The organism is Psychrobacter sp. GW64-MNA-CIBAN-0177 (genome assembly GCF_040309585.1).
GTDB lineage: Bacteria > Pseudomonadota > Gammaproteobacteria > Pseudomonadales > Moraxellaceae > Psychrobacter > Psychrobacter okhotskensis.
In genome coordinates, this window is sequence record NZ_JBEOOY010000022.1 from 1 (window position 1) to 23,219 (window position 23,219).

20 protein-coding genes and 2 tRNA genes are annotated in these 23,219 nt (G+C 44.6%); 10 read left to right on the top strand and 12 right to left on the bottom strand.

From position 1 onward, the window contains the following. Positions 1-182: 182 nt before the first annotated feature. The 5 genes from AAEY79_RS11820 to AAEY79_RS11840 all read left to right on the top strand — a co-directional run bounded on the left by AAEY79_RS11820 (position 183) and on the right by AAEY79_RS11840 (position 4,616). Positions 183-1,130: a ribose-phosphate pyrophosphokinase gene (locus tag AAEY79_RS11820; protein ID WP_025651871.1), complete on the top strand. Its 948-nt coding sequence runs from the start codon at positions 183-185 to the stop codon at positions 1,128-1,130. 322 nt (positions 1,131-1,452) lie between these two features. Beyond that, entirely contained in the window at positions 1,453-2,142 is a 690-nt protein-coding gene (locus AAEY79_RS11825) for a 50S ribosomal protein L25/general stress protein Ctc (protein ID WP_025651870.1), read from the top strand. Between the two features lie 205 nt (positions 2,143-2,347). Further along, positions 2,348-2,929, top strand: coding sequence for an aminoacyl-tRNA hydrolase (gene pth, locus AAEY79_RS11830; RefSeq protein WP_101211331.1), 582 nt, complete (start codon positions 2,348-2,350; stop codon positions 2,927-2,929). Positions 2,930-3,088: 159 nt separating this feature from the next. After that, the gene (panD, locus tag AAEY79_RS11835; RefSeq protein WP_025651868.1) at positions 3,089-3,469 is read left to right on the top strand and encodes an aspartate 1-decarboxylase; all 381 of its coding nucleotides are present in this window, start codon (positions 3,089-3,091) and stop codon (positions 3,467-3,469) included. A gap of 169 nt (positions 3,470-3,638) precedes the next feature. Then, positions 3,639-4,616 carry a calcium/sodium antiporter gene (locus AAEY79_RS11840; protein ID WP_025651867.1) on the top strand — a complete coding sequence of 326 codons (978 nt, stop codon included), beginning with the start codon at positions 3,639-3,641 and terminating at the stop codon, positions 4,614-4,616. 42 nt (positions 4,617-4,658) lie between these two features. On the opposite strand, the gene AAEY79_RS11845 is transcribed toward AAEY79_RS11840, so the two are convergent. From AAEY79_RS11845 to AAEY79_RS11855, 3 genes are all read right to left on the bottom strand, one after another. Then, entirely contained in the window at positions 4,659-5,312 is a 654-nt protein-coding gene (locus AAEY79_RS11845; protein ID WP_201577334.1) for an RDD family protein, read from the bottom strand. A 300-nt stretch (positions 5,313-5,612) separates the two neighbouring features. Beyond that, positions 5,613-5,689, bottom strand: a tRNA-Arg gene (locus AAEY79_RS11850). 184 nt (positions 5,690-5,873) lie between these two features. Then, positions 5,874-5,963, bottom strand: a tRNA-Ser gene (locus tag AAEY79_RS11855). A gap of 354 nt (positions 5,964-6,317) precedes the next feature. Between AAEY79_RS11855 and AAEY79_RS11860 the strand changes: the two genes are divergently transcribed. After that, positions 6,318-7,124: a hydroxymethylpyrimidine/phosphomethylpyrimidine kinase gene (locus tag AAEY79_RS11860; protein ID WP_201606540.1), complete on the top strand. Its 807-nt coding sequence runs from the start codon at positions 6,318-6,320 to the stop codon at positions 7,122-7,124. Between the two features lie 80 nt (positions 7,125-7,204). Here the strand turns inward: AAEY79_RS11860 and AAEY79_RS11865 are convergent, their stop codons facing one another. After that, entirely contained in the window at positions 7,205-7,774 is a 570-nt protein-coding gene (locus AAEY79_RS11865; protein ID WP_201577339.1) for a YggT family protein, read from the bottom strand. A 165-nt stretch (positions 7,775-7,939) separates the two neighbouring features. Next, positions 7,940-8,773: a pyrroline-5-carboxylate reductase gene (gene proC / locus AAEY79_RS11870; protein WP_201578449.1), complete on the bottom strand. Its 834-nt coding sequence runs from the start codon at positions 8,771-8,773 to the stop codon at positions 7,940-7,942. Between the two features lie 227 nt (positions 8,774-9,000). On the opposite strand from proC, the gene AAEY79_RS11875 reads away from it, so the two are divergent. Further along, positions 9,001-9,498 (top strand): N-acetyltransferase, encoded by a 498-nt coding sequence (locus AAEY79_RS11875; RefSeq protein ID WP_201567036.1) that lies wholly within the window; start codon positions 9,001-9,003, stop codon positions 9,496-9,498. Positions 9,499-9,531: 33 nt separating this feature from the next. Here the strand turns inward: AAEY79_RS11875 and tilS are convergent, their stop codons facing one another. The 3 genes from tilS to ppx all read right to left on the bottom strand — a co-directional run bounded on the left by tilS (position 9,532) and on the right by ppx (position 14,003). Further along, positions 9,532-11,112, bottom strand: a complete 1,581-nt coding sequence (tilS, locus tag AAEY79_RS11880) for a tRNA lysidine(34) synthetase TilS (protein WP_352288469.1) — start codon at positions 11,110-11,112, stop codon at positions 9,532-9,534. 362 nt (positions 11,113-11,474) lie between these two features. Beyond that, positions 11,475-12,278, bottom strand: coding sequence for an acetyl-CoA carboxylase carboxyltransferase subunit alpha (locus AAEY79_RS11885; protein ID WP_173239550.1), 804 nt, complete (start codon positions 12,276-12,278; stop codon positions 11,475-11,477). A gap of 198 nt (positions 12,279-12,476) precedes the next feature. Next, the gene (gene ppx, locus AAEY79_RS11890; protein WP_201567053.1) at positions 12,477-14,003 is read right to left on the bottom strand and encodes an exopolyphosphatase; all 1,527 of its coding nucleotides are present in this window, start codon (positions 14,001-14,003) and stop codon (positions 12,477-12,479) included. A gap of 433 nt (positions 14,004-14,436) precedes the next feature. On the opposite strand from ppx, the gene AAEY79_RS11895 reads away from it, so the two are divergent. Next, positions 14,437-14,769 (top strand): DUF962 domain-containing protein, encoded by a 333-nt coding sequence (locus tag AAEY79_RS11895; RefSeq protein ID WP_227502370.1) that lies wholly within the window; start codon positions 14,437-14,439, stop codon positions 14,767-14,769. An 89-nt stretch (positions 14,770-14,858) separates the two neighbouring features. On the opposite strand, the gene AAEY79_RS11900 is transcribed toward AAEY79_RS11895, so the two are convergent. From AAEY79_RS11900 to AAEY79_RS11910, 3 genes are all read right to left on the bottom strand, one after another. Next, a complete protein-coding gene (locus AAEY79_RS11900; RefSeq protein ID WP_350588406.1) occupies positions 14,859-16,613 on the bottom strand; it encodes an AMP-binding protein in 1,755 nt (584 codons plus the stop codon). A 228-nt stretch (positions 16,614-16,841) separates the two neighbouring features. Beyond that, complete coding sequence (gene hemL, locus AAEY79_RS11905; RefSeq protein ID WP_201578135.1) at positions 16,842-18,143, bottom strand: glutamate-1-semialdehyde 2,1-aminomutase; 1,302 nt, start codon at positions 18,141-18,143, stop codon at positions 16,842-16,844. A gap of 53 nt (positions 18,144-18,196) precedes the next feature. Beyond that, entirely contained in the window at positions 18,197-18,550 is a 354-nt protein-coding gene (locus AAEY79_RS11910) for a zinc ribbon domain-containing protein YjdM (RefSeq protein WP_307783209.1), read from the bottom strand. Positions 18,551-18,811: 261 nt separating this feature from the next. On the opposite strand from AAEY79_RS11910, the gene AAEY79_RS11915 reads away from it, so the two are divergent. Both AAEY79_RS11915 and AAEY79_RS11920 read left to right on the top strand, forming a co-directional pair. Continuing rightward, a complete protein-coding gene (locus tag AAEY79_RS11915) occupies positions 18,812-19,564 on the top strand; it encodes a folate-binding protein YgfZ (RefSeq protein ID WP_201578136.1) in 753 nt (250 codons plus the stop codon). 64 nt (positions 19,565-19,628) lie between these two features. Next, positions 19,629-20,954, top strand: coding sequence for a D-amino acid dehydrogenase (locus tag AAEY79_RS11920; RefSeq protein ID WP_350588405.1), 1,326 nt, complete (start codon positions 19,629-19,631; stop codon positions 20,952-20,954). A gap of 56 nt (positions 20,955-21,010) precedes the next feature. On the opposite strand, the gene AAEY79_RS11925 is transcribed toward AAEY79_RS11920, so the two are convergent. Continuing rightward, positions 21,011-23,209: a molybdopterin oxidoreductase family protein gene (locus AAEY79_RS11925; RefSeq protein WP_350588404.1), complete on the bottom strand. Its 2,199-nt coding sequence runs from the start codon at positions 23,207-23,209 to the stop codon at positions 21,011-21,013. Between the last annotated feature and the right edge of the window lie 10 nt (positions 23,210-23,219).

Sequence of the window (23,219 nt, forward strand, 5' to 3'; positions counted from 1 at the left end):
GTATAGCCAAGTTGGTAAGGCATCAGGTTTTGATCCTGACATCCGTTGGTTCGAGTCCAGCTACCCCTGCCATTTTTTACTGTAATAGTAGTCTTCAATATTTTTCATCACTCTTTTCTATATTTGGGCAGTTAGACACTGCTTAGCGGTCGCTGCTTGATTTAATCAATAGGACTTCAGTCATGCCTTATTTGGCAATTTTTACGGGCAACGCCCATCCTGAATTAGCGAAAACCGTCGCCGACCACCTACACATCCCTCTTGGTAAAGCTGACATCACGCGTTTTTCTGATGGCGAAATTGCGGTGGAAATCAAAGAGCACGTGCGCGGTAAAGACGTGTTTATCATGCAGCCTACTTGTGCACCGACCAACGACAACTTGATGGAAATCATGATGATGGCCGATGCCTTGCGTCGCTCTAGTGCTGGCCGTATCACCGCTGTCATGCCCTACTTTGGTTATGCCCGTCAAGACCGTCGTCCGCGTTCAGCGCGTGTTCCTATCTCGGCCAAAGTCGTCGCTGACATGCTAAACATCGTCAGTATCGATCGCGTCATGACCGTTGATTTGCACTCAGATCAAATTCAAGGTTTCTTTGATATCCCAGTCGATAACATTTACGGCACGCCTGTGCTGCTAAACGACCTCAAAAAGCAAGATTATGACAATATCATGGTCGTCTCTCCTGACGTCGGTGGTGTCGTTCGTGCCCGTGCTATGGCCAAACAACTAGGTGATACTGACTTAGCCATCATCGATAAGCGCCGTGCGCGTGCCAACGAATCACAAGTGATGCACATTATCGGTGATGTTCGCGACCGTGATTGCGTCATCGTTGATGATATGGTCGATACTGCAGGCACATTATGCAAAGCTGCTGAAGCATTGAAAGCAAATGGTGCACGCCGCGTATTGGCTTACATTACCCACCCAGTCTTATCGGGTAATGCGCTAAAAAACATCAATGAATCTGCATTGGATGAGATTGTGGTCACTGATACGATTCCTTTATCTGACGCCGCCAAAGCTTGTAGCAAAATTCGTCAAGTAAGTATCGCCCCGATGCTGGCTGAGAGCTTGCGCCGTATCAATAACGAAGAATCTATCAGTGCGATGTTTGACGCTTAGGTAACGCTTAAGATTGTCCGTTACTAAAAAATCTGTTAAAAAAACGCCAAGTTTTATGACTTGGCGTTTTTTTTAATCACTTTTCGTTGTTTATTGTATATTCACTTTAAATAGCCATTTCACGTAGGTCTTTATTATTGTTAAAGAATCACGTATAATGCGCGCCTGTATTCATCATTAGCTAATCTTTATTATTTTTAGGTATTTTTATACTTAGCGACATGATTGATACTTTCTAAAGTATTGATTATCCAGTGATAGACTGGTCGCAAGTCTGTTATTACTGGTAGATACTTCACATACTCTCTATAGGATTATATCCATGAGCATTAATCATTTTGAACTAAACGCCATTGATCGTGCTGCTGAACTACAAGGTAAAGGTGCGAGCCGCCGCCTACGTAAGCAGAATCTTGTGCCTGCTATCATCTATGGTGGTAACGAAGAGCCAACAGCGATCTCTATCAAGCTTAACGAGTTGGTAAAATCACTTGAATTCGAAGCCTTCTTCTCGCACATTTTGACCATCAATGTTGACGGCGAAGAGCATCAAGCCGTTATCAAAGACTTGCAGCGCCATCCAGCTAAAGGCTTCCCAATGCATGCTGACTTCCAGCGTATTGTGAAAGGTCAAAAAATCCACATGAATGTTCCTGTGCATTTCACTGGTCGTGAAGATGCGCCGGGTACTGCTGCTGCTGGTGTACTATCAACGCTAGTATCTGATATCGAAATCATCTGCCTACCATCACAGCTACCTGAATACCTAGAAGTAGACGTATCTGGTATGGAAATCGGTGATTTGTTCCGTTTATCAGACATCAAACTTCCTGAAGGTGTTGTTATTCATGAACTTGAACTAGAAGACGGTCATGATCGCACGATCGTTAACATGCAGCCACCAACGGTTGAAGAAGTTGACGAAGACGCTGAAGAAGTGGATGCAGCTGACGTTCCAGCCACTGAGCAAGATGCTGAAGGCGAAACTGAAGACAAGAAAGACGACGAATAGTAAACAATCGCTATGTAGTGACTTATCGTATGCTACGTAGATAAAGGTTTGTTTAGTTAGAAAGCAGCAGGTGATAAATATCTCCTGCTGTTTTTGTAAGTAAGGTTTGAAAAGTAGGACAACTATTGTGTAGCCTAAATATTATAGAGTCGTCTTACTTTTCAAACCTTATCACTCATTTATTACAGCTAAGAAAGGGGTTTTTATGGCCATAAAACTTATTGTCGGTCTTGGTAATCCCGGTCAGCAGTATATGTTTACGCGTCATAATGCAGGGTTTTGGTTCGTCCATCATTTGGCGCAGCAGTTCAACATCACGCTCGCCCCTGACAAAAAATTCCACGGGGTAACAGGACGCGGACAAATTCATGGGCATGACGTGCGGCTATTGATGCCACTGACCTTTATGAATAAATCCGGTCAGTCAGTGGTGCCTATGGTCAACTTTTATGGCATCCAAAATGATGAGTTGCTGATTGCCCATGATGAGCTCGATATTCCAGCGGGCAGCATCAAGCTCAAAACCGATGGCGGACATGGTGGTCATAACGGTTTGCGCGATATCACGCCGCATATTGGCAACGACTTTCATCGCCTGCGCGTGGGTATTGGGCATCCGGGACACAAGTCTAAAGTCAGCGGACACGTCCTATCAAAAGCTTCCCCCGATGAGCAAATTGCCATTGATAGCGCCTTGAGCGCCGCGTTTGAAGCTTTGCCCCTGCTGTTAAGTGGTGATATTGAAAAAGCTCGCTCTCAGATTAATAGTTTCAAAGGTCCAGAATAATAGGTCGAATGAATAACAGCGCCTTTTATTTTGGCGATATTGTCCCCATTAACCTCTTGATTTGGTTGATTAATAAGTCAGTTGATATCTCATTTTTCTAATGATAGTTTTTAATAGCAGTCACGCTCATTAATATCAGTTACGCTAAGGAAGCAACCTATGCTACTTAATATGCTTAAATGCAAGTTACACCGTGCCCGTGTTACCCATGCCGAGCTTCATTATGAAGGCTCGTGTGGTATCGATGGTGATTTACTAGATCTGGCTGGTCTACGTGAAAACGAATCTATCGATATCTATAATGTGACCAATGGCAAGCGCTTTCGCACCTATGCTATCCGTGCTGAAGCAGGCTCTGGTATTATTTCGTTAAATGGTGCCGCCGCTCATATGGCCGACTTAGGTGACATCGTCATTATCTGTGCCTATGCGCATTTTGATGAAGTGGAAGCCGAAACTTATCAGCCAAAACTGGTCTATTGCAACGAAGACAATACGGTCAAAGACACAGCGAATATCATTCCAGTACAAGTGGCTTAGTTGTAGTAACTTTCGTTTTGTAACTTAGCTGTGGTAGCTTAGTTGTTAACGGCGAGACGCTGCTGTTAAGTTTATAAAAAATTGTGTTCGATAAGGAAGCTGAATCTATATAGGATTCAGCTTTTTTTATGTTTTTTTATCCATTTACGAGTCACAAGGAAACCTACTAATGTGGTTGGCAGTTATTGCAGTATTAATCGGTTTAGCCATTTTGGTATGGAGTGCCGATATTTTTATTGATGGGGCAACTGCTCTGGCTATAAAGTTACGCGTGCCAAGTTTTTTGATTGGGGTGATTATTTTAGGATTGGGCACGTCGGCACCTGAGATGGTAGTGTCGTTACTTGCTGCCTTGGAAGGCAGTCCCGAGCTGGCGCTAGGTAACGCTTATGGTTCAAATATTATCAATATAGCCTTGGTATTGGGGGCAACGGTACTGATTAGCCCCATCATCATTCATAAAGGCATCATCAGGCGCGATTTGCCGATACTGGTAGCGATTACCGCATTGGCAGCATGGCAGCTACGTGACGGGCTGCTGAGCTTAAATGACGGGCTAGTGCTATTGGCAATGCTGGTCATTGTCTTAGGGGTTCAAATCGTACTGAGCTTACGCGACGGCAATTCAGATAACGCAGATGAGACTAAAGAGGTCATCGATGCTGATCATAGTGCACCGAGTTTAATGCGGGGTTTGGGTAGTTTATTCATTGGTCTGTCAATGCTGGTAGCAAGCTCGCAAGCCATCGTCTGGGGTGCAGTAGAGTTGGCAACATTTTGGGGCTTGAGCGAGCTGATTATTGGCTTAACCATCGTGGCAGTTGGTACCTCATTGCCCGAACTGGTTGCCAGCTTATCAGCAGCGCGTAAAGGTGAGCATGACATGGCGCTGGGCAATATTATTGGCTCTAATATCTTTAATACCTTAGGCGTCGTTGGTCTGGCCGCTCTCATCGCCCCTATCACTGCCAATCCGATTATCTTGTCGCGTGATATTTTAGCGATGGGCTTGATCACTCTATTACTCGTGGTACTGTGCGTCTTTGCCTTTATGAGCAAGCGTCCATTTGGTCGTATATCTGGCGCGACCTTAGTCATGTTTTTCGTCGGCTATACTTTATGGCTGATGCAGACAGCCAACATGTAACGCTTAACGTGTGTTGACAGACTATGGTGATGATAGTGCGGTTTATTTTCCTTGCTTGCGGTTTCTAATGACCCGCCATAAACTTTCATTCTCGGTTTTTGGCATTTTTAAGGTAATGGTATTCGATAGCATATCTTGTACCGCGAGTCCGCGACGATTAAACAGGCAAAAGGCATAATTAAAGACGAAGCCCAATAAAGCACTGGTTAATAAAATAGCGCGCGTGCCACCGATGACGCTACCAATAATGCCAAATATAAGCGGCATAAGACTAGCCGCTAAAATACGCTTAAAAGACTGCCCCCATGTCAGCAAATGACCACTATTGTTGACCGTCTTTAGACGCCACGTTTGCATCCCTAGCGTTTGACCACTACGACGCCAAAACAAACCATAGAATCCCACTAACGTCAGTATAAAAGACGGCGTCATAATAAAGTTTTGATACCATGTCGGCAGTGATTTGGCCTCTTGTGATTGCGTGCCGGTGTCCATAGTCAATAATGTGCCAATCACCGTCAGTATGGTGCCTACCAAAAATAACAACGCTAGAACCAACATACCGTCATAAAGAATAGCCGCCATACGCGTACCAGGTTTGGCAATCGTCGGTTCTTCGGCTTCAGAGATATGAGGCTTTGAGGTTTTTGGTGATAATTTGGCTTTAGTAGCCGCTTTTGACGACGTTTTTGACATGATACAAGCCCATAACAAGCGAAAAATAGAGCGCTCATTGTACCGTAATTCAAGCGCCTATCGTACATTATGATGCGAGAAGACGTCAGATGCAAAAGACTGTCTATTCAAATGTAGAAGGAAGATGGCAAGTAAGACAGTCGTTTTATAAATAGAAGACTTATAGAAGCTATAGAGATAAAAACTATAGAGATAAAAGCTACATACATAAAAAAATCGCCAAATTGTCATAAGACAGGCGATTGATTTAGATTTTCTGTTAGCTTACTTATTACATGAAAAAATAAACTAGTATGCAAATGGTGCGCTTGGAGAGATTCGAACTCCCGACCCCTTAGTTCGTAGCCAAGTGCTCTATCCAACTGAGCTACAAGCGCGTACTTTGCACATCATTTACTGCATTGTTAACAACAATTACAGCAAATTAGGTTGGTTATTATATAGATAATATCGCTTGTGTCAATATCTTTATTAGTTAAATTCAAATTATTTTTGAACCAAATACTAAAAAAACAATCAACGCCAATCTCTGCGTTATTACTCTACTAACAACTGAATAAATGGCGGTGAAGGAGGGATTCGAACCCTCGATACGCTTACACGTATGGTTCCTTAGCAGGGAACTGGTTTCAGCCACTCACCCACTTCACCTAACGATTTAAGACACTTATCAAAGTATTTTTAAAAAAACACTTCTTTAAACACAGTATCGATGCTAACAATACGTCTTATGTCGTGGGCGAGTATTATAGCAAAGCCAAAACGAATTGCAAGCACTGTCTACAGTTTTAATCACGCTTTTGCCATAATTATGAATTTTAGAGCTATTAAACAGGTTTTCTACGCTTTTTTAGGCGGCCAGCCTTACTATTCGTAAAAAAACGGTGTATCTAATAAATAGTTTTAACAGACATAGCATAGCGCGACATCTGAAGCTGCTATGGCTTTTTTGGTGGCGGATGGCTATAGTATTTGTTATTCATCTTAGCAATAAAAGGAAGGGTTATGCGACCAGTGGTATTGTGTTTTTCAGGATTAGATCCCTCTGGCGGTGCTGGACTACAAGCAGATATCGAAGCCATTGGTCAAGCAGGCGCTCATGCGGCGATTGCTTGCACGGCGGTCACCATCCAAAACTCGCAGCAGGTCTTCGGCTTTGAGGCTTGTAGCGCTGAACTAGTCAGAAATCAAGCGATGGCAGTACTCGAAGACTTGCCAGTAAAGGTTATCAAATCGGGCATGCTCGGCACTACTGATAATATAAAAATGATGACTAGATTATTCACTAATAAAGTTATTAAAAAAAACACCCCTTTTGTACTTGATCCAGTATTGGTTGCTAATAGTGGCGGTAGTTTGGGCGATGAGGCAACTTTAGTAGCAGCTTTCAAACAGCTACTGCCCTATGCCACTTTAATTACGCCTAATACTCATGAGTTACGCGCTCTGAGCGGCGAGCAAGACTTGCATATTGGTGCGCAAAAACTATGCGCACAAGGATCTCATGCGATATTGGTCAAAACCTCACACGACTTTAATAGCGGTGATATCGAGCAGTATCTGTATATAGAAGGTGAGATGGTGCATCAAAGCACCTTACCGCGCTTAGAAGGCGAATTCCATGGCTCTGGCTGCTCGCTGGCTAGCTTTATCGCTGGACGTCTAGCAATAGGCGACGCGCTCATTGATGCCGTCAAGGCAGCCGATAACTGGATTACTCAAACCTTGCGCGCCGCCGATGCACCGCACCCTGAGAATGCAGAAGCCCAACTGATACCCAACCGTTTTATAGACTTTCAGAATAATCTATAAACGATAAATAAAAAAAGACGCTCTGTATTAATAGAGCGTCTTTTTGAATACAATTCTTTATTTTATTCACAGCGATTCATTTAACCAAGCACCGGTAGGAAACTTTGCATGAATTCTTGTAAACCTTTTTCTATGACGATGAATACAATAAAAGCTGCAATGGGTGATAAATCAAGCATGCCTATGTTCGGTATGATACGACGAAACGGTGCCAATATTGGTTCAGCTAGCTGCATAATAATTCCAATGATGGGGTGCGCTGACTGAGTAAACACCACTATCCAGCTGACGATAATAGAGCCAATGACTAAGTAGCGACACATACGCAAAAAGTCTTCAACCAGACTCAACGAACCCACAAAAAACAGCGGAATCGGTGCTATTCCTTTTTGCGCTAGAGCCGCCTTGCCTGATATGTCTATCAAACGTATCAGAAACATCAGCACGATAGCAGCGATACTAATGCGTCCTCCCCCTAACGTGGGAAAGATACGCCCAAAGACATCTACGATACGGGTAGCTCTATAAGCCGGCGCAATCATAGGTTCACTTTCATCCATACCTGCGAACTGCAACATAAAGCGAATAAAGATTAGTAACATCGCAAAGGTAGTAACTAGATCAAAAATATGCGGTAATAGGTTATTCATGAAGCGCTACTCAATGTGCCATTATTAACAGATTTTAGGATGACGTTGGTCCATATTAAACGCATGATAGGGTCATACGGCTTATTATCGGTGTCAGGCTGATGCGATAAACTCACCAGCGTATTTCTCGATAACATGCCTAAATACCGTTATCAATATAAAGGTTTACTCACTCATCTCTTCGCTAAGCGCTTGACTTCGATCCGAGCAGGCTTTCATAGCCTCAGCGATTTGGCGACCGATGTCGTTCGCTTGCATGGATTCTATCGCCGCTTGCGTAGTGCCATTCGGTGAAGTCACTTTGCGACGTAACTCACTTGGCGTGTCATCACTATCTTTTGCCATTTTTGCAGCGCCTAGCATAGTTTGCATCGCGAGCGCTGACGCTTGCTCTTTATCTAAACCTAAAGCGACAGCACCATCGATCATCGACTCTATGAAGTAAAACACATACGCCGGAGCTGACCCTGAGACAGCGGTGACCGCGTGCATATGCTCTTCGTCATCAACCCACATGACCAGACCAGAGGCTTCCATTACTGCAGTGGCTAATTGCTTTTGTTCAGTAGAGATATCATCCGTACCATAAAGGCCCGTCGCCCCCATCTGAATCATGGCAGGTGTATTTGGCATTGCGCGCACGATATTGCGATAGCCGCCTAGCATGCCAGACAAAATATCCGTCGACAAGCCAGCTGCCACCGAAATCACTAGCTGCTTGTCCAATACATCTGCAAAAGCGCTGACGACTGGTTTCATCACTTGCGGTTTTACTGCCAGTACGACAATATCAGCATCGGTAATAGCGGCGGTTGGATTAGCGGTTGGATCTACAGTGTTTAATCCCTTAGCGGCTAGTTGCTCGCGCGCGTCGCCGCTAGGATCAGCCACGGTAATCAGACTGGGCTTGATGCCGCAGCTTACAAGACCGCTAATCAAGGCCTGCGCCATATTTCCGCCACCGACAAAACTGATTTTCTTATTATCTAATACTGACATGTGTGTCTCCTACTCAAAAATTTCAAAGGCAATCAAAGTAACATAATGGTATTTAAAATGACACTCAGTTTACCATACTGCTACTACGACCGTTTGATAAATTCCCGAGCTCATTATTAGCCTAAAATCCTATTCAACTACTAAATTATCACAGACTCTTTCATAGCTTAGTTAGTAAATTGAGAAATGTCATTTTCAAACTATTTTTAAGTTTTTTGGAGTAAACGATGTATTTTGTGCGTAGAGGCAATCTAGACGACTTTACAGATATTGCTAACATGCACTTTGAGAGTTGGGGTGCCGCCTACTTAGGTTTGCTACCAGAGTCTTATATTAGCAACAAAAACAACCTATTCGAAAAAACAGAAATGTGGCGAGCGTTAATCGTTCATCACGATGTCGTTGTGTGGGTAGCACATGATACTAACCATAAAAGCTTAGGATTTATTGGATATTTTAATAAAAATAATAGCTATGAAATTACGACTTTGTATGTTTTACCAGAATATCAGAGGCTAGGTATAGGAACTGAGTTAATGAAGACGTCGTTGCAAGACATCTTAGAGTCTAATATCAATACCCACTTTTATTTATGGGTACTAGAATCTAATACAGCAGCTATCGATTTTTATAAAAAATTCGGTTTTGTCTATACTGGAGATAATAGTGAAGAATGCTACGAAGGTACTAAAATCACAGATATCAAAATGGTAAGAAAAAAATAATCTAACTTCTTAACTCAGAATGAGTAAAATTTATCACAAAAAATTATTTACACTTAGAACACTTCCGATAGCACTGTCTAAAATACTACTATCATTTCTAATGGCTGTTGATGACTTATCAGTCCCTAACACCCAACTTTCAAACGGTGATACTAGCAATAATGGCAATTCTTCATCATAAGTGCACACTGCACTAATAACCATTAAACTCTCACGCATCCATGAAGGGATACCCAAGGTTTGATACAGCTTTTTACCGGATTGCGGACGCGACGCCAATGCCGTTTGCACACGCTGCTTGCGATCTAATGCTCTTATATTAAATACTGGCTTCACTACTGTCTGTAACGCATGCTCACCTTTTGTATTGTCTAATAACTGTGCCAATACCTGAGGTAATATCTGCAACTGCCATGTAAAATCAGCACTCGTTCGTAAACAAATCGATACCAAATTATCATCAAATACGCCAGTGCTAATATTGCTAGATAAATTGGCTGGCGCTAACGGTTGAGTTTGTTCATCAAGCGGCATATTCAGCCATGTCAGCCACTCATTGCTCAGCCGATAAAGCTGCTGGCGGTAGCGCCGAATGCTATAAGACTGCTGGCGACCTTGCCAAAAAAGAATGGTTTGGTGATCGTTATCATTGCGCTCAGCTAGGTTTAGTACCTCATCAACTAACTGCTTAGCCGGCGGTAATGGCTCATCTTGAGCTAGCCAACAGTGCAGTAATTGGCGCTGCCGGTAAAGTGGTAGTTTCTGCAGCTCGTCGATATCTAGCACTCGCTGTGCAGGTGGCAGTTGTAACGAGGTAATAGCCGTTTGCTGCATGTCTTGTTCTGCTTGAGCGCTGACCGTCGCTTGCGCGTCACTTAGTAGCTGCGCACTACGAGCAATGTTATCAATGACGTTGGGGTTATATTTTGCTAATACTGGCATAACGTCTCGACGTAATCCGCTACGTACATTGTCGCCAGCGTCATTGGTCGGGTCGTCGATATAGGGCAATTTCAGACGCTGAGCATAGGCACTAATACTGGTACGCTGGACGGTCAGCCAAGGTCGCCACAATATATTTCGCCGCCTACCTTGCGTCTGTAGATGCCATGGCTGCATACCCGACAAGCCATTCACCCCAGCGCCTTGAATCAACCGCATCAGTACCGTTTCTGCTTGGTCATCGGCATGATGCGCTAATAGCAACACATCGTCTTGATTGAGTTGCGCTCGCATAACGTCATAGCGCGCTTGCCTAGCGGCTTGCTCATCATGACCGTCTACTTGCGCTGATAAAATCCGACAAGGTATCTCTTGAGCCTCCGCCCATTTCGCCACATGCTTCGCCCAGATGCCACTGTCCACTTGTAGACCATGATTAACATGCAGTAATTGCGGCAAAAATGGCAATTTACCGTGTCGATAGAGCTGCACACATAACGCCGCAAGTGCCAAGGAATCGCGACCACCACTACAAGCCAGCCAAAGTCGGCGACCGTGTAGCCGTTCGCTATATTCAGCCAAACTGGTTAATAACGCCTCAGCCAAATGAGTATCAATTGGCAGCTCAGCTATTGGCTCAATAGTATATTGGAGGATTGCGCTGCTGGTCATAATTCATCTTATTTATTGAGTTGCTATAGTCAAGATATCCTAAAAACGCGACGGTATTGCTGATATCAATTTTTGTAGCCTCTGTCTGCGCAGGCACGGCAAGCAAGAAAAATTAATATCAGCAGTGCATCATGGTTCGATATTACTTTTCACTGACTATATATACATTATTAATGCAGAAGTTTGTTGGCACAAAAAAACGCGCCATAAAATGACACGTTTTTATTTTAGCATTTTTTGTTTTAACATTAAGGATAACTATCTAATATCAAAAGCTGAGCGTTAAATACTGAATAGGTGCTCAATAATAAATTGACCTTACTCTAAACAAGCCCAATCTAAAAAAGCACAATGCCAACCTATTAAGCAGGCAACATTACTTCTGAGTTAAAGGTTTTTAGCTTCTCATAACGCAGCTCGCAACGCTCCTGCGCATCCAAATCCTTGATCTCATCTAACTGCTCAGCAATGAGTGCTTTCAAAGCCGTCATGACTGGTTGTGGCTGAATATGAGCGCCCTCGCCTTCATCAATCACTGCATCAATTAAGCCCATTTGATAGAGATTAATGGCATTTAATTTTAAGGCTTCACTGGCATCTTGCGCTTTTTCGGCTGTTTTCCACAGGATAGAGGCACAGCCTTCCGGAGAAATAACTGAGTAAATGCTATTCTGTAGCATATTGACCTTATCCCCAACGCCAATCGCTAACGCGCCACCTGAGCCACCTTCACCGATAATGGTCACGATAATCGGCACTTTTAGGCTAGAAAAAACCGCAATACTCTCAGCAATGGCTTGCGCCTGCCCGCGCTCTTCGGCACCAATACCCGGATAGGCGCCTTGGGTATCAACAAAGGTCATCACCGGAATATTAAAACGTTCCGCCATCTTTACCAAGCGAATGACTTTGCGATAGCCTTCAGGATTGGCCATACCAAAGTTATGGGCGATACGCTCGCGCGTGCTGCGACCTCGATGCTGACCGATAACCATCACTGGCATACCGTCAAAGCGCGCAAGGCCACCCAGAATCGCTTTGTCATCGGCAAACGCACGATCGCCATGCAATTCATCAAATTCGGTAAACAGCTGATTAACATAGTCCATAAATAATGGACGCTTGGCGTGCCGTGCAAGCTGCACACTATCCCAGACAGTGCTCATAGACCTTTCCCTTTAATAATTATATTTAACAATAGCATCGTTATCGGTTTATAGATAATAAAAGTACAGTTGTAAACTCAATAGAAGCTATAGTAGCACATCTTAAATGCCATGACATTACTGACAAAGCCGCTTTTGTTACGTTAATCTGTAGCTTACTCATCACAATAGTAACGACTCAATGCTAGCGCTCAGCACTTATGCCTCGACCACGCTTAGTGTCACGCCCCACTTGGCAAACTGCTCGACCTCATTATGTAAATCTGATAATAAGAACGCATAATGCTCATTGTTATCCGTCACTGTGATTTGCCAACATTTGGTATCAACGACTTGAAGCTGCAACGTTGGTAGTTCGTTATCGCTACGGCTGTGATGCGCGAGTACGGCTAACCGTAACAATAAGCATAAATACACCAGCGAATCACCGCCAATAGTACCAGTCTGCTCTAACATATCCGATTTGAGCTTGCGGCGATGATTGAGCATCAGCTGCGCCATACGCTTTTGATCTACTTGTGAAAACCCAGGAATATCAGAATGTTCAAGTAAATACGCGCTGTGCTTGTGGTAGCTACTATGGCTAATGGCTAGGCCTATTTCATGCAAAAACGCTGCCCGCCTGAGCAAATCGCCATCGTCGCTACTGAGTGATAGCTTCGCCTTCACCTGTTCAAACAAATTGCGACTGGTTCTTACTACTTGTTTGGCTTGTTTTTTATCGCCTGAGTAGCGTTTAATAAGTGCCAGCACACTACGGTCACGCACGTCTTCACTGGCAAAGCGCCCCAACATGTCATACATAACGCCTTCGCGTAGCGCGCCATCTGAGTAAACAATGGTCTCAATGCCCAGCACCTTCATCACCGCCCGTAGCACCGCCACGCCTGCGGGGAAGACGGCTTTACGATGCTCCTTGACGCCTTCTAATTCGATGTCATTGACATTGCCAATCTTAATCAATAATTTTTCTAGTTTTTTGACGCCTTTATAAGTAATGCGTTCTTGCTCATCCGCCCAGCCTTTAGAGACGAGGACGTTACGCACCGCCTTAATCGTGCCACTAGAGCCAACCACACTACTCCAACCGGTTTTTTGGTAGCGACCATTAATCGCTAATACTTCTTTGCGCGCGCCTGATATCGCATTGTTAAACGCTTCTTTGGTAATTTGCCCATCATCAAAATATTTTTTGGTAAAGGCAACACAGCCCATCTGTAAACTTTCGGTCAATAGCGGATCGAACTCTTGACCAATGATGAACTCGGTCGAGCCACCGCCGATATCGATGACCAAACGCTTATCGCTACTGGCGTTGGTGTGCGAGACGCCCAAATAAATTAGACGCGCCTCTTCTCGTCCAGCGATGATTTCGATCGGCTTGGGTAAGATTTTATTGGCCCGAGTGATAAAGTCATTGGCATTCTTAGCTTGGCGCAAGGCATTGGTCGCCACCACACGAATACGCTCAGGTGGTACTGAATCAAGACGCGCAACAAACCGACTTAGACATTCAAGTCCTCGCTGTTCAGCCGCCGCGCCCAATATATTATTCTCATCCAATCCTGCTGCCAACTGCACCTTTTCGGACATCGAAACCACTTTTCGCACCTCACCGTGGTCAAGACGGGCAATGGCTAAATGAAAGCTGTTGGAACCAATATCAATGGCTGCCATCATTTCATCATCGGCGATCGGTGGGTTTGCTAGGTAGTCATTAGGCATAGGATATATCGTTACCGTGTTAGATAAAAAGGATAGGATATTTGCTGAAAAATAAGAAAACGGATAGATAAAAAACACAGCTCACTGAGCGAAACACAGCGAGTTTTGCCATTAAAGCATTTATGCCAAATAGTGGCAAGTAAGACGCAACCTTGGCTAGTACCCGATGACAACACAGACAAGTAGCCCACACTTGACGCTTGTGTTACTAATGGCGATTTGCTACATTAAAAATCATGAATATTGTAATAAAGAACAAACACTTACTTATCAAGCATAAGTTTTAATGAATTAAAAAATCTCTCAATGATTTGCCCTAATGCCTGTTTTCGATAGACGATTAGCAAGGAAGCTAAAAATGAATCAAGTTGCCACACAAAACACTACGAAATATACCGACGCTGCTACTATCGGCACGGCCAAAAAGGACATCATGAAGACGGTCAGTCCAACGAAGCCAAACTTTTATGATTTTTATTTGGATGAACATCAAAATATGGCATGCCGACGACTGCATTTTGCAGGCAGTAGTTTTGGCTTATTAGGCTTGGCAAAGTCGGTCAAAACCCGTTCGCCAAAACCATTACTCAAAGGCATCGCTGCAGGCTACGCTTGTGCTTGGGTCGGGCATTTCTTTTTTGAGAAAAACAAGCCCGCCTCTTTTAAATTTCCGCTAAAAAGCTTTGCCAGCGATTTTCGTATGTATAGCGACGTGCTACGTGGTAATGTAAGTTTAAAAGATCGCAAATTTGATAAAGCACGATAAAGCTAAGTTTATGATTAATATAGATAAAACATAAAAAACTGGACTGCCAAAATAGCAATCCAGTTTTTTAGCTTTAATAAAATGCTGATTTAGCGTAAGGATTTACGCAATATTTTACCGACTGCGGTCTTAGGCAACTCATCGATAAACTCGTATGACTGCGGGCGTTTATAGCCAGTCAGACGTTCACTGGCAAAGGCTGCCAGCTCCTCAGCCGTTAAGCTCGAATCTTTTTTTACTACAAAAGCTTTGGGTACTTCACCGCTATGCGCATCTTCAATTCCGATGACCGCCACCTCGAGCACTTTTGGATGCTCAGTCAACGCTGCTTCTACTTCGTTAGGATACACGTTAAAGCCTGACACCAATATCATGTCTTTCTTACGATCAACGAGGGTCAAAAAGCCTTGTTTATTCAGTAGCCCAATATCACCTGATTTAAAGTAGCCATCATTAGTAAAGGTATCGCTATTGTCTTGGCGCCAATAACCCTGCATTACTTGTGGCCCTTTGATACCGACTTCTCCCGGCGTTCCGATAGCACATGCTGAGCCATTGTCGTCTATGATTTTGATATCCATCATAGCGAGCGGTAGACCGACGCTACCATTAAAACCATCTATACCTGGTGGGTTAAAAGAGATAACTGGCGCGGTCTCCGACATGCCATAACCTTCGTTGATAATCATGCCAGTGCCTTGTTGCCATTGATCAGACACTGCTTTGATAATCGCGGTGCCGCCCCCGATAGATAAGGCCAAGCGACTAAAATCAAGGCTAGCAAATTTTGGATGATGCAGCATCCCAATGAATAAGGTATTGACCGACGGAATGACATGCGGACGATGCTGCTCGATGGTCTTGACCAGCCCATCAATATCACGCGGGTTGGTGACCAGTATGTCTTCCCAACCACCATAGATGCCGAGCAGACCACAAACGGTGAATGAGAAAATATGGTACAGCGGTAGCGGATTGAGTATTTTAATCTGCTCACTGCGACCTGTTTCAATCGCACTGCCAAACATCGCATAACACTGACAGACATTAGCCATCACATTATAGTGTGTGAGCATCGCGCCTTTTGGCTTGCCAGTCGTGCCACCCGTATACTGTAACAAGGCTAAATCTTCGCGCGTGATAGTAACGGGCTTATATTGCTCAGCGTGGCATGCACTCATAATGTGGGCAAAGCTGACACTATGTACTGAAGTATTGTTTGTAGCGCTATCGTCTGTGGTTGTGCGAACACTGTTTGCTTGGCTATTAGTTATGTTTGCTGTCTGGTCGATGCGCGTCAGTAAGGCGATATCGTTATCGGCAGGTTCGGCATTGGGGTCTACGGAACAATGTACGACCAAGGATAATTGCGCTTTTACCTCTTCATCGAGCTGATCGTAAGCGGCTGTCATCCCATCAAGGACGATCAATCCGCAGGCTTGAGAGTCAGTCAGCTGATGCGCCAATTCATAATGGGTATACATCGGATTGACATTGACCAATACCGCGCCTGCCCGTAGACAACCGAGCAATGCCACCGCGTACTGCAATATATTTGGCAGCTGTACGGCAATTCGTGCCCCTTTTTCGATATTTTCTGCTTGTAGAAAGGCAGCAAAACGGCGGCTAGCAATATCTAGTTGGGCAAAGGTTACTGTGGCTGTTCCCATACTAAAAGCCACCGACTCACTATGCTGCTCAATTTTTGGTTGTAGTAAATCCAGCAGATTGTGCTTACCTTCTAACACATCCAAGTTATTTTTTAGTCCATATTGCTCATAGGCGGCTTGCCACAATGGAGGAACCGTGGCGCTAGGCGAGTTATTTTCAAAGCTATTACTCATTAGGTCGCGTCCTTGCTCAGTCATTATCATTAGCCTCAGAATAGCACAACTTATTGTCTGTTTTATAGATGGGCAATCATGGCTTCTTCTGCATGCCCGCCATTTTTAGCCTATTTAGTCACTTCCATCCAGAGTCAGGACATACCCTAGCCATAAAAAAACCAGCACATTGGCTGGTTTTTATTTTAAAAGTTTAAAACTTAGTTTTTACGATGATGAATATTTAGATTATGCGTTGGCCATTTCTGCAAATATCTCATCGGCAGCTTTGATTGATGCCTCGATGTCTGCATCGCTATGCTTGATAGACATAAAGCCCGCCTCATAAGCAGAGGGTGCCAGATAAATACCGCGATCGAGCATACCGTGAAAGAAAGTATTAAACACGGTCATATCGCACTCTGTCACATCATCAAAATTCTTTGGCGTTTCGGTTGCACTGTCTTTGACAAAGAACATGCCAAACATGCCGCCCAATTTATTGGTACGCATATTAATGCCATGTTTGTCCGCAGCTGCTTGGAAACCATCAACTAGATGGTCTACTTTCGCTGCTAATTCATCATAAAACCCGTCTGTCGTTAAGTCTTCAAACATAGCAATACCGGCACGCATCGCCAGTGGGTTGCCTGATAATGTGCCGGCTTGATAGACACCGCCGAGTGGCGCAATACACGACATAATGTCTTTTTTACCACCGAAAGCGCCAACGGGCAAGCCTGCACCGATAATTTTACCAAAGCAAGTTAGGTCAGGGTCGATACCGAAATGCGCTTGTGCACCGCCAAGTCCAACACGAAAGCCCGTCATAACTTCATCAAAGATAAGCACTGAACCGTTGGCAGTACACTCTGCACGCAAGGTATCATGAAACTCTTGGCTCGGAATGACCATATTCATATTGCCAGCGATCGGCTCCAAGATAACGCAGGCAATTTCATCACCCCATTTTTCAAAGCAGTCTTTAATCGCTTGTGGGTCATTATAAGGAATCGTAATCGTGTGCTTAGCGAAGTCTGCTGGCACGCCTTTTGACGTTGGCTCACCGATATCAAGCATACCTGAGCCTGCTTTTACCAATAAGCTGTCTGAATGTCCATGGTAACAACCTTCAAATTTGACGATTTTGTCGCGCTGGGTATAACCACGTGCTAGACGAATGGCACTCATGGTCGCTTCTGTGCCTGAGCTGGTCATACGAATCATCTCAACGCTCGGGACGATTTCACAAATTTTATCTGCAACGGTGGTCTCAAACGGTGTTGGGGTACCGAAGCTTAAACCATCATCAGCCGCTTTTTTGACTGCATCAATTACTTTTGGATGCGCATGACCCAAAATCATTGGACCCCAAGAGCCAACATAATCGATGTAAGCATTGTCTTCGGTATCATAGATTTTGCTGCCGTTAGCACGGTGCATAAAGATAGGTGTACCACCTACTCCTGCAAAGGCACGGACTGGCGAGTTGACGCCACCTGGAATGTGTTTGCGTGCTTGCGCAAATAGCTGTTCGTTTTTAGTGCTCATAGTTATTCTCTATTATTTTATTAACAGTAAATTCATTTTTTTATTAAAGTTGTTTAAGCCTTTTTAACGACCGAAGACTTAAGCTTCATTGGACCGTAGCCATCAAGTTTACAGTCAATATCATGGCCGTCAGTAGCATCTGGCAATAGACGAATGCTTTTTGCTTTGGTACCCACTTTTATAACTGTTGAAGAACCTTTGACTTTTAGGTCTTTAATCACGGTAACGGCGTCGCCATCTTGTAGCTCATTGCCGACTGCATCGCGAATAACTGCATCTTGCTCATCTGCCGTTGCTGCATCTGTCTCCGCTGCCGTCCATTCATGAGCGCACATGGGACATACCAGTAACGCGCCATCTTCATACGTATATTCAGCATCACATTTTGGGCAATTGGGTAAGCTCATAATTTCCTCGGCAGCCATCATCATTTAGGTTTATTCTAGACCCAGCATAGACCTCAGCCTAGATATCACATTGTATCGTAACTCGCTACTTTTAACCAATTTGTGCACTTGAAAATGGGGTGCTCAGCCCTATTTATACCTTAACTTAGCGATTGGATAGGACGTTTTTTATCACAGGGTTTTTTGTGGTACTCTTCTTAGCCTCATATAGTTTTAACACCTAAATATTTAGAATAAAATTCCATTATAAGGATAGTAACAATGACTCAGTCTTCAAATGTATCGGCTTTGCCGCAGTTTGCACAATTAACCTTACAGGGCGAGGATGCCGAAAAATTCTTACAGGGTCAAATCACCACTGATGTAACCAAAATCGGCCTCAGCTACCAGCCCACAGCGCTTAGTAATATTAAAGGGCGTATTGATTTTGGTCTTTGGATAAAAAAACAAGACGAAAATCAATTTGATGTGGTCGTTAGTGCCGATTGTGTTGAATCCTTCCAAGCACATTTAAAAAAATACGGTGCTTTTTTCAAGTTTGAGACCAGCGCGCCAACGCCAATTTATCCTTGCGTGATTGGCGATGAGCCGACCTTTAGTCATAAGGATGAGCATAATACTGCTGAAGATACTCAAGCTTGGATGCAGCACAGTATCGAAAACGGTAACTATTGGATCGTGGCAGCAACACAAGGCGAGTTTCAGCCGCAAGAGCTGCGTCTGCATCAGCGCGGTGGTATGGACTACGATAAAGGCTGCTATCTAGGTCAGGAAGTCATCGCTCGCATCTATTTTAAAGCGGCACCCAAAGCATTTTTACATTATGTAAAAGGCTCAGGTGATGTCCCAGCAGCAGGTGACAAGCTAGAGAAAATTCAGATAGTCAATGCGATTGCCACTGCCGAAGGCTTTGAGGCATTAGTGGTTGCCCGTCCTGAGCATTTGGCCGATAGCGAGCTTACGATATTAGACTTACCGCCAGCACTACAAGCGGATGTGGCGCGCCAAAAGTAACCCAAAACCCAAAACAGTAAGCACTATTTAAAGCACTTTTACTAAAAACGCAGCAGAGCAATCTATGACCCATATTGCGGTACTCGGAGCGGGTGTGGTGGGCGTAACCAGCGCCTGGTATCTTTGCCAAGCAGGCTACGATGTGACCGTCATTGAGCGTGAGCCAGCCGCCGGTATGCAAACCTCCTTTGCCAATGGTGGGCAGATATCGGTTTCGCATGCGACCCCTTGGGCGAATCCTGCCACACCAATGAAGGCGCTTAAATGGCTGTTTCGCGAGGACGCACCATTGCTCTATCGCTTGCGTGCTGATAAGGCACAGCTCAAATGGGCCATGCAATTTTTGCAAGAATGTCGTGCTGAACGAGCCGATGCCAATCTGGTACAAATGGTGCGTTTGGGTCTGTATTCACGCGATGCTTTGCAGCAACTACGTGCTGACATCGGTATCAATTATGAGCAGCAAACGCGCGGCATCATGCATTTTTATACCAACCAAGCAGAGTTTGACGCTGCTATTGCGCCAACAGAGCGTATGCAAGCGCTGGGCTGTGAGCGCCATGTCATCGACATTAATAACGCGGTCAGTTTGGAGCCAGCACTTTACCCTATTGCCCATAAGCTCACGGGCGCAACCTATACCAGCCATGATGAATCGGGTAACGCGCACTTATTTACTCAGCGTCTAGCTGAGCGTTGCGCCGATGCTGGCGTGCAATTCTTATATGATACGGAAGTGTTGGCGTTAAACGCAGACGCCAACTCTAACAGTCCACATATCCATAGTATTATCATTCGTCCCAAGGGTGAAAACGCGCAAACTTTTAGTGCTGATAGCCATGTGCTAGCCCTCGGTAGCTATAGCGTGTCATTACTAAAACCTTTGGGAATACACGCACCCATATTTCCAGCCAAAGGCTACTCAGCCACTTATCAAATCAATCCTCGCGCCCCGCATCTCGCTCCCTTTGTCAGCCTCATTGATGACGAGTTTAAGTTAGTAACCTCACGCCTTGGCGATAAATTACGCGTCGCAGGAACGGCTGAATTTAACGGCTATAATTTGGACTTAAATAGTACCCGCTGTGAAGCGATTACTCGCCGTGTGCAGCAACTATTCCCGAAAGGTATCATTGCCAATTCTGTGCAATATTGGACGGGGCTACGACCGATGACCCCTTCTAATGTGCCATTAATTGGGCGCGCGCATAGCGGTCAAGTGCGGCATGGCAGTCATAATACGCACGCGACTTTTGATAATCTATGGCTAAATACGGGGCATGGCACGCTTGGTTGGACTCATGCTTGCGGTTCTGCAAAGGCTATTAGCTTATTGATGCAAGGCGAGACGCCGCAGGTAGATTTTGATTTTATTGGTCTAAAAGTATAAAAAAAGGCACTAATATAAGTACCTTCTTCATTTAAACTAAAATTTTTAAAGTTATTTTATGCCGCACTAGTAGATTCAACCTTAGCATCAGTCGTGTTCAAATCAACCCCTTCTAGCTCGATTGCTTCTAGCTGTACTGGTACACCATTGACCGCTGCATTACCACTTAGCTGATCGATTAACGTATCGTCCGTCAAGTCGTTAACACTAACGCCAGCATGCGCTTGCGCGATTTTCTGCTTCACGCCTTTGCGCCCATGACCCCAACCATGAGGAATACTAACCACGCCCGGCATCAGCTCATCCGTCACTTCTGCGACGATCGTCACGTGACCAACGCGTGAGGTAACTTTCACCTCTTGACCATCTTTAATACCATAGTTTTCCGCTGTTTCAGGATGCAGCATCAGGGTACAGCGTGGTTTGCCTTTGACCAAACGATGGCTATTGTGTAGCCACGAGTTGTTGCTACGCACATGGCGACGACCAATCAATAGAATCTGTTTATCATTATATTGCTCCATCATATCTTGTACACGCTCTAGATCCGCCTGATAAAAATCAACGTTAAGATGAATCTGCTGGTCTTTATGTTTTAACGCTTGCGGCAGCATCGTTTTTAGTGGCCCAAGATCCATACCATGGGGATGTTTCTTTAGTTTCCTCAAACTCATATGGTAATAAGGCCCACGCTTTAAGCCTTGATCGAGTATTATTTTTGGTCCTAACGTCTTTACCAATCGACGCTCAACTTTGGTCGCCAGAGGGGCTTTTTTATCCAGTCGCTCTGCTAATTCTAGGTAGATTTGCCAATCGTGTTTGGCATTTTTTTGCTTAGCAAATAACGCTGGAGAGTATTTAGCGACGTTGTGCACCGCAAAACCATTAAAGGTGACGTCATAATGATCACGCTCTAGCGGTGATACGGGTGGCAAAATAATATTGGCGTGGCGACTGGTTTCTGTCACGAAATAATCAAATGAAACCATAAAGTCCAACTTTGCTAAAGCTTCATCTAGTTTTTCACCGTTCGGAGTGCTGAGCACCGGGTTGCCTGCGACAGTGATAAAGCCTTTTAGCTGTCCTTCGCCTTCCACGAGCATCTCATCTGCCATCGCAACCACGGGGTAATCGCCATTAAAATCAGGCAAATTGCTGACGCGACTGTGGCGCTTACCTAAATAGCCGGGGCCAGAGTTATTCACCAGATCGACCGCCGGATTAGGGAACATCAAACCACCCACTTCATCTAAGCGACCGCTGACGATATTGATTATCATAGACAGATACTGACTTAATAAGCCGAACTCTTGCACCGATATGCCCATACGGCCATAGCAGACTGAGCTTTCCGCTTCACAAAACTCTTTGACGAGGCGTTTGATTTCAGGTGCCGTAATACCAGTAATATCAGCAACTGACTCTGCGGTATAGGTTTTAGCAAAGTCTGCGAGTCGTGAAATTTCTGGCGTTAGAGCCGCCGCCCTATTATCAATCTGTGCCTTATCCGCATAGCCTTGTAGATAGATTTCGTTGAGCATTGCTAGCAGTAATAAGACATCGGTCGCTGGACGAATAAAATGGTGCTCGCTAGCAATATCTGCCGTTTCTGTGCGCCTTGGATCAATCACCACCACCTTGCCATCACGGGCTTTGATATCTTTTAGCTTCTGGCGCATATTGGGGGCAGTCATAATACTGCCGTTAGATGCCAGCGGATTGCCGCCAATAATCAGCATATACTGGGTACGATTGACATCGGGTACTGGGATGCGCAGCATATGACCAAAGAGATGCATGCAGACGATATGATGCGGTAATTGGTCGATTGAGGTGGCAGAAAAACGACTGCGCGTCTTTATACTGGTTAATAAGTGCTTAACGGTCAACATCCCGCCTAGGTTATGCACGTTGGGGTTGCCCAGATAGATACCGAGCGCATTTTTACCATATTTTTTTTGTACCGTTTGGACGCCCGCTGCTACTTTATCTAGCGCTTCAGGCCAGCTGATTTCCTTCCAGCCATTCGCCGTTCTCTCAACGGGTTGACGCAAGCGATCAGGATCTTCATGCAAATCTTGCAAAGCCGTCGCTTTCGGGCAAATATAACCTTGCGAAAAAGGGTCATCTTTATCGCCTTTAATCGATAGCACCTTATCGCCATCGTGTTTGATGACGATACCGCACATCGCCTCGCATAGGTTACAAGTTCTAAAATGGGTTTGCTCATTGTTTTTGGTTGGCTCATTACTCATCGTCGTGCTC

Bases quoted from the DNA above. Each gene is read 5' to 3' on its own strand.
- AAEY79_RS11820 (WP_025651871.1), top strand. From the start codon at position 183: ATGCCTTATTTGGCAATTTTTACGGGCAACGCCCATCCTGAATTAGCG.
- AAEY79_RS11825 (WP_025651870.1), top strand. From the start codon at position 1,453: ATGAGCATTAATCATTTTGAACTAAACGCCATTGATCGTGCTGCTGAA.
- pth (WP_101211331.1), top strand. From the start codon at position 2,348: ATGGCCATAAAACTTATTGTCGGTCTTGGTAATCCCGGTCAGCAGTAT.
- panD (WP_025651868.1), top strand. From the start codon at position 3,089: ATGCTACTTAATATGCTTAAATGCAAGTTACACCGTGCCCGTGTTACC.
- AAEY79_RS11840 (WP_025651867.1), top strand. From the start codon at position 3,639: ATGTGGTTGGCAGTTATTGCAGTATTAATCGGTTTAGCCATTTTGGTA.
- AAEY79_RS11845 (WP_201577334.1), bottom strand. From the start codon at position 5,312: ATGTCAAAAACGTCGTCAAAAGCGGCTACTAAAGCCAAATTATCACCA.
- AAEY79_RS11860 (WP_201606540.1), top strand. From the start codon at position 6,318: ATGCGACCAGTGGTATTGTGTTTTTCAGGATTAGATCCCTCTGGCGGT.
- AAEY79_RS11865 (WP_201577339.1), bottom strand. From the start codon at position 7,774: ATGAATAACCTATTACCGCATATTTTTGATCTAGTTACTACCTTTGCG.
- proC (WP_201578449.1), bottom strand. From the start codon at position 8,773: ATGTCAGTATTAGATAATAAGAAAATCAGTTTTGTCGGTGGCGGAAAT.
- AAEY79_RS11875 (WP_201567036.1), top strand. From the start codon at position 9,001: ATGTATTTTGTGCGTAGAGGCAATCTAGACGACTTTACAGATATTGCT.
- tilS (WP_352288469.1), bottom strand. From the start codon at position 11,112: ATGACCAGCAGCGCAATCCTCCAATATACTATTGAGCCAATAGCTGAG.
- AAEY79_RS11885 (WP_173239550.1), bottom strand. From the start codon at position 12,278: ATGAGCACTGTCTGGGATAGTGTGCAGCTTGCACGGCACGCCAAGCGT.
- ppx (WP_201567053.1), bottom strand. From the start codon at position 14,003: ATGCCTAATGACTACCTAGCAAACCCACCGATCGCCGATGATGAAATG.
- AAEY79_RS11895 (WP_227502370.1), top strand. From the start codon at position 14,437: ATGAAGACGGTCAGTCCAACGAAGCCAAACTTTTATGATTTTTATTTG.
- AAEY79_RS11900 (WP_350588406.1), bottom strand. From the start codon at position 16,613: ATGAGTAATAGCTTTGAAAATAACTCGCCTAGCGCCACGGTTCCTCCA.
- hemL (WP_201578135.1), bottom strand. From the start codon at position 18,143: ATGAGCACTAAAAACGAACAGCTATTTGCGCAAGCACGCAAACACATT.
- AAEY79_RS11910 (WP_307783209.1), bottom strand. From the start codon at position 18,550: ATGAGCTTACCCAATTGCCCAAAATGTGATGCTGAATATACGTATGAA.
- AAEY79_RS11915 (WP_201578136.1), top strand. From the start codon at position 18,812: ATGACTCAGTCTTCAAATGTATCGGCTTTGCCGCAGTTTGCACAATTA.
- AAEY79_RS11920 (WP_350588405.1), top strand. From the start codon at position 19,629: ATGACCCATATTGCGGTACTCGGAGCGGGTGTGGTGGGCGTAACCAGC.
- AAEY79_RS11925 (WP_350588404.1), bottom strand. From the start codon at position 23,209: ATGAGTAATGAGCCAACCAAAAACAATGAGCAAACCCATTTTAGAACT.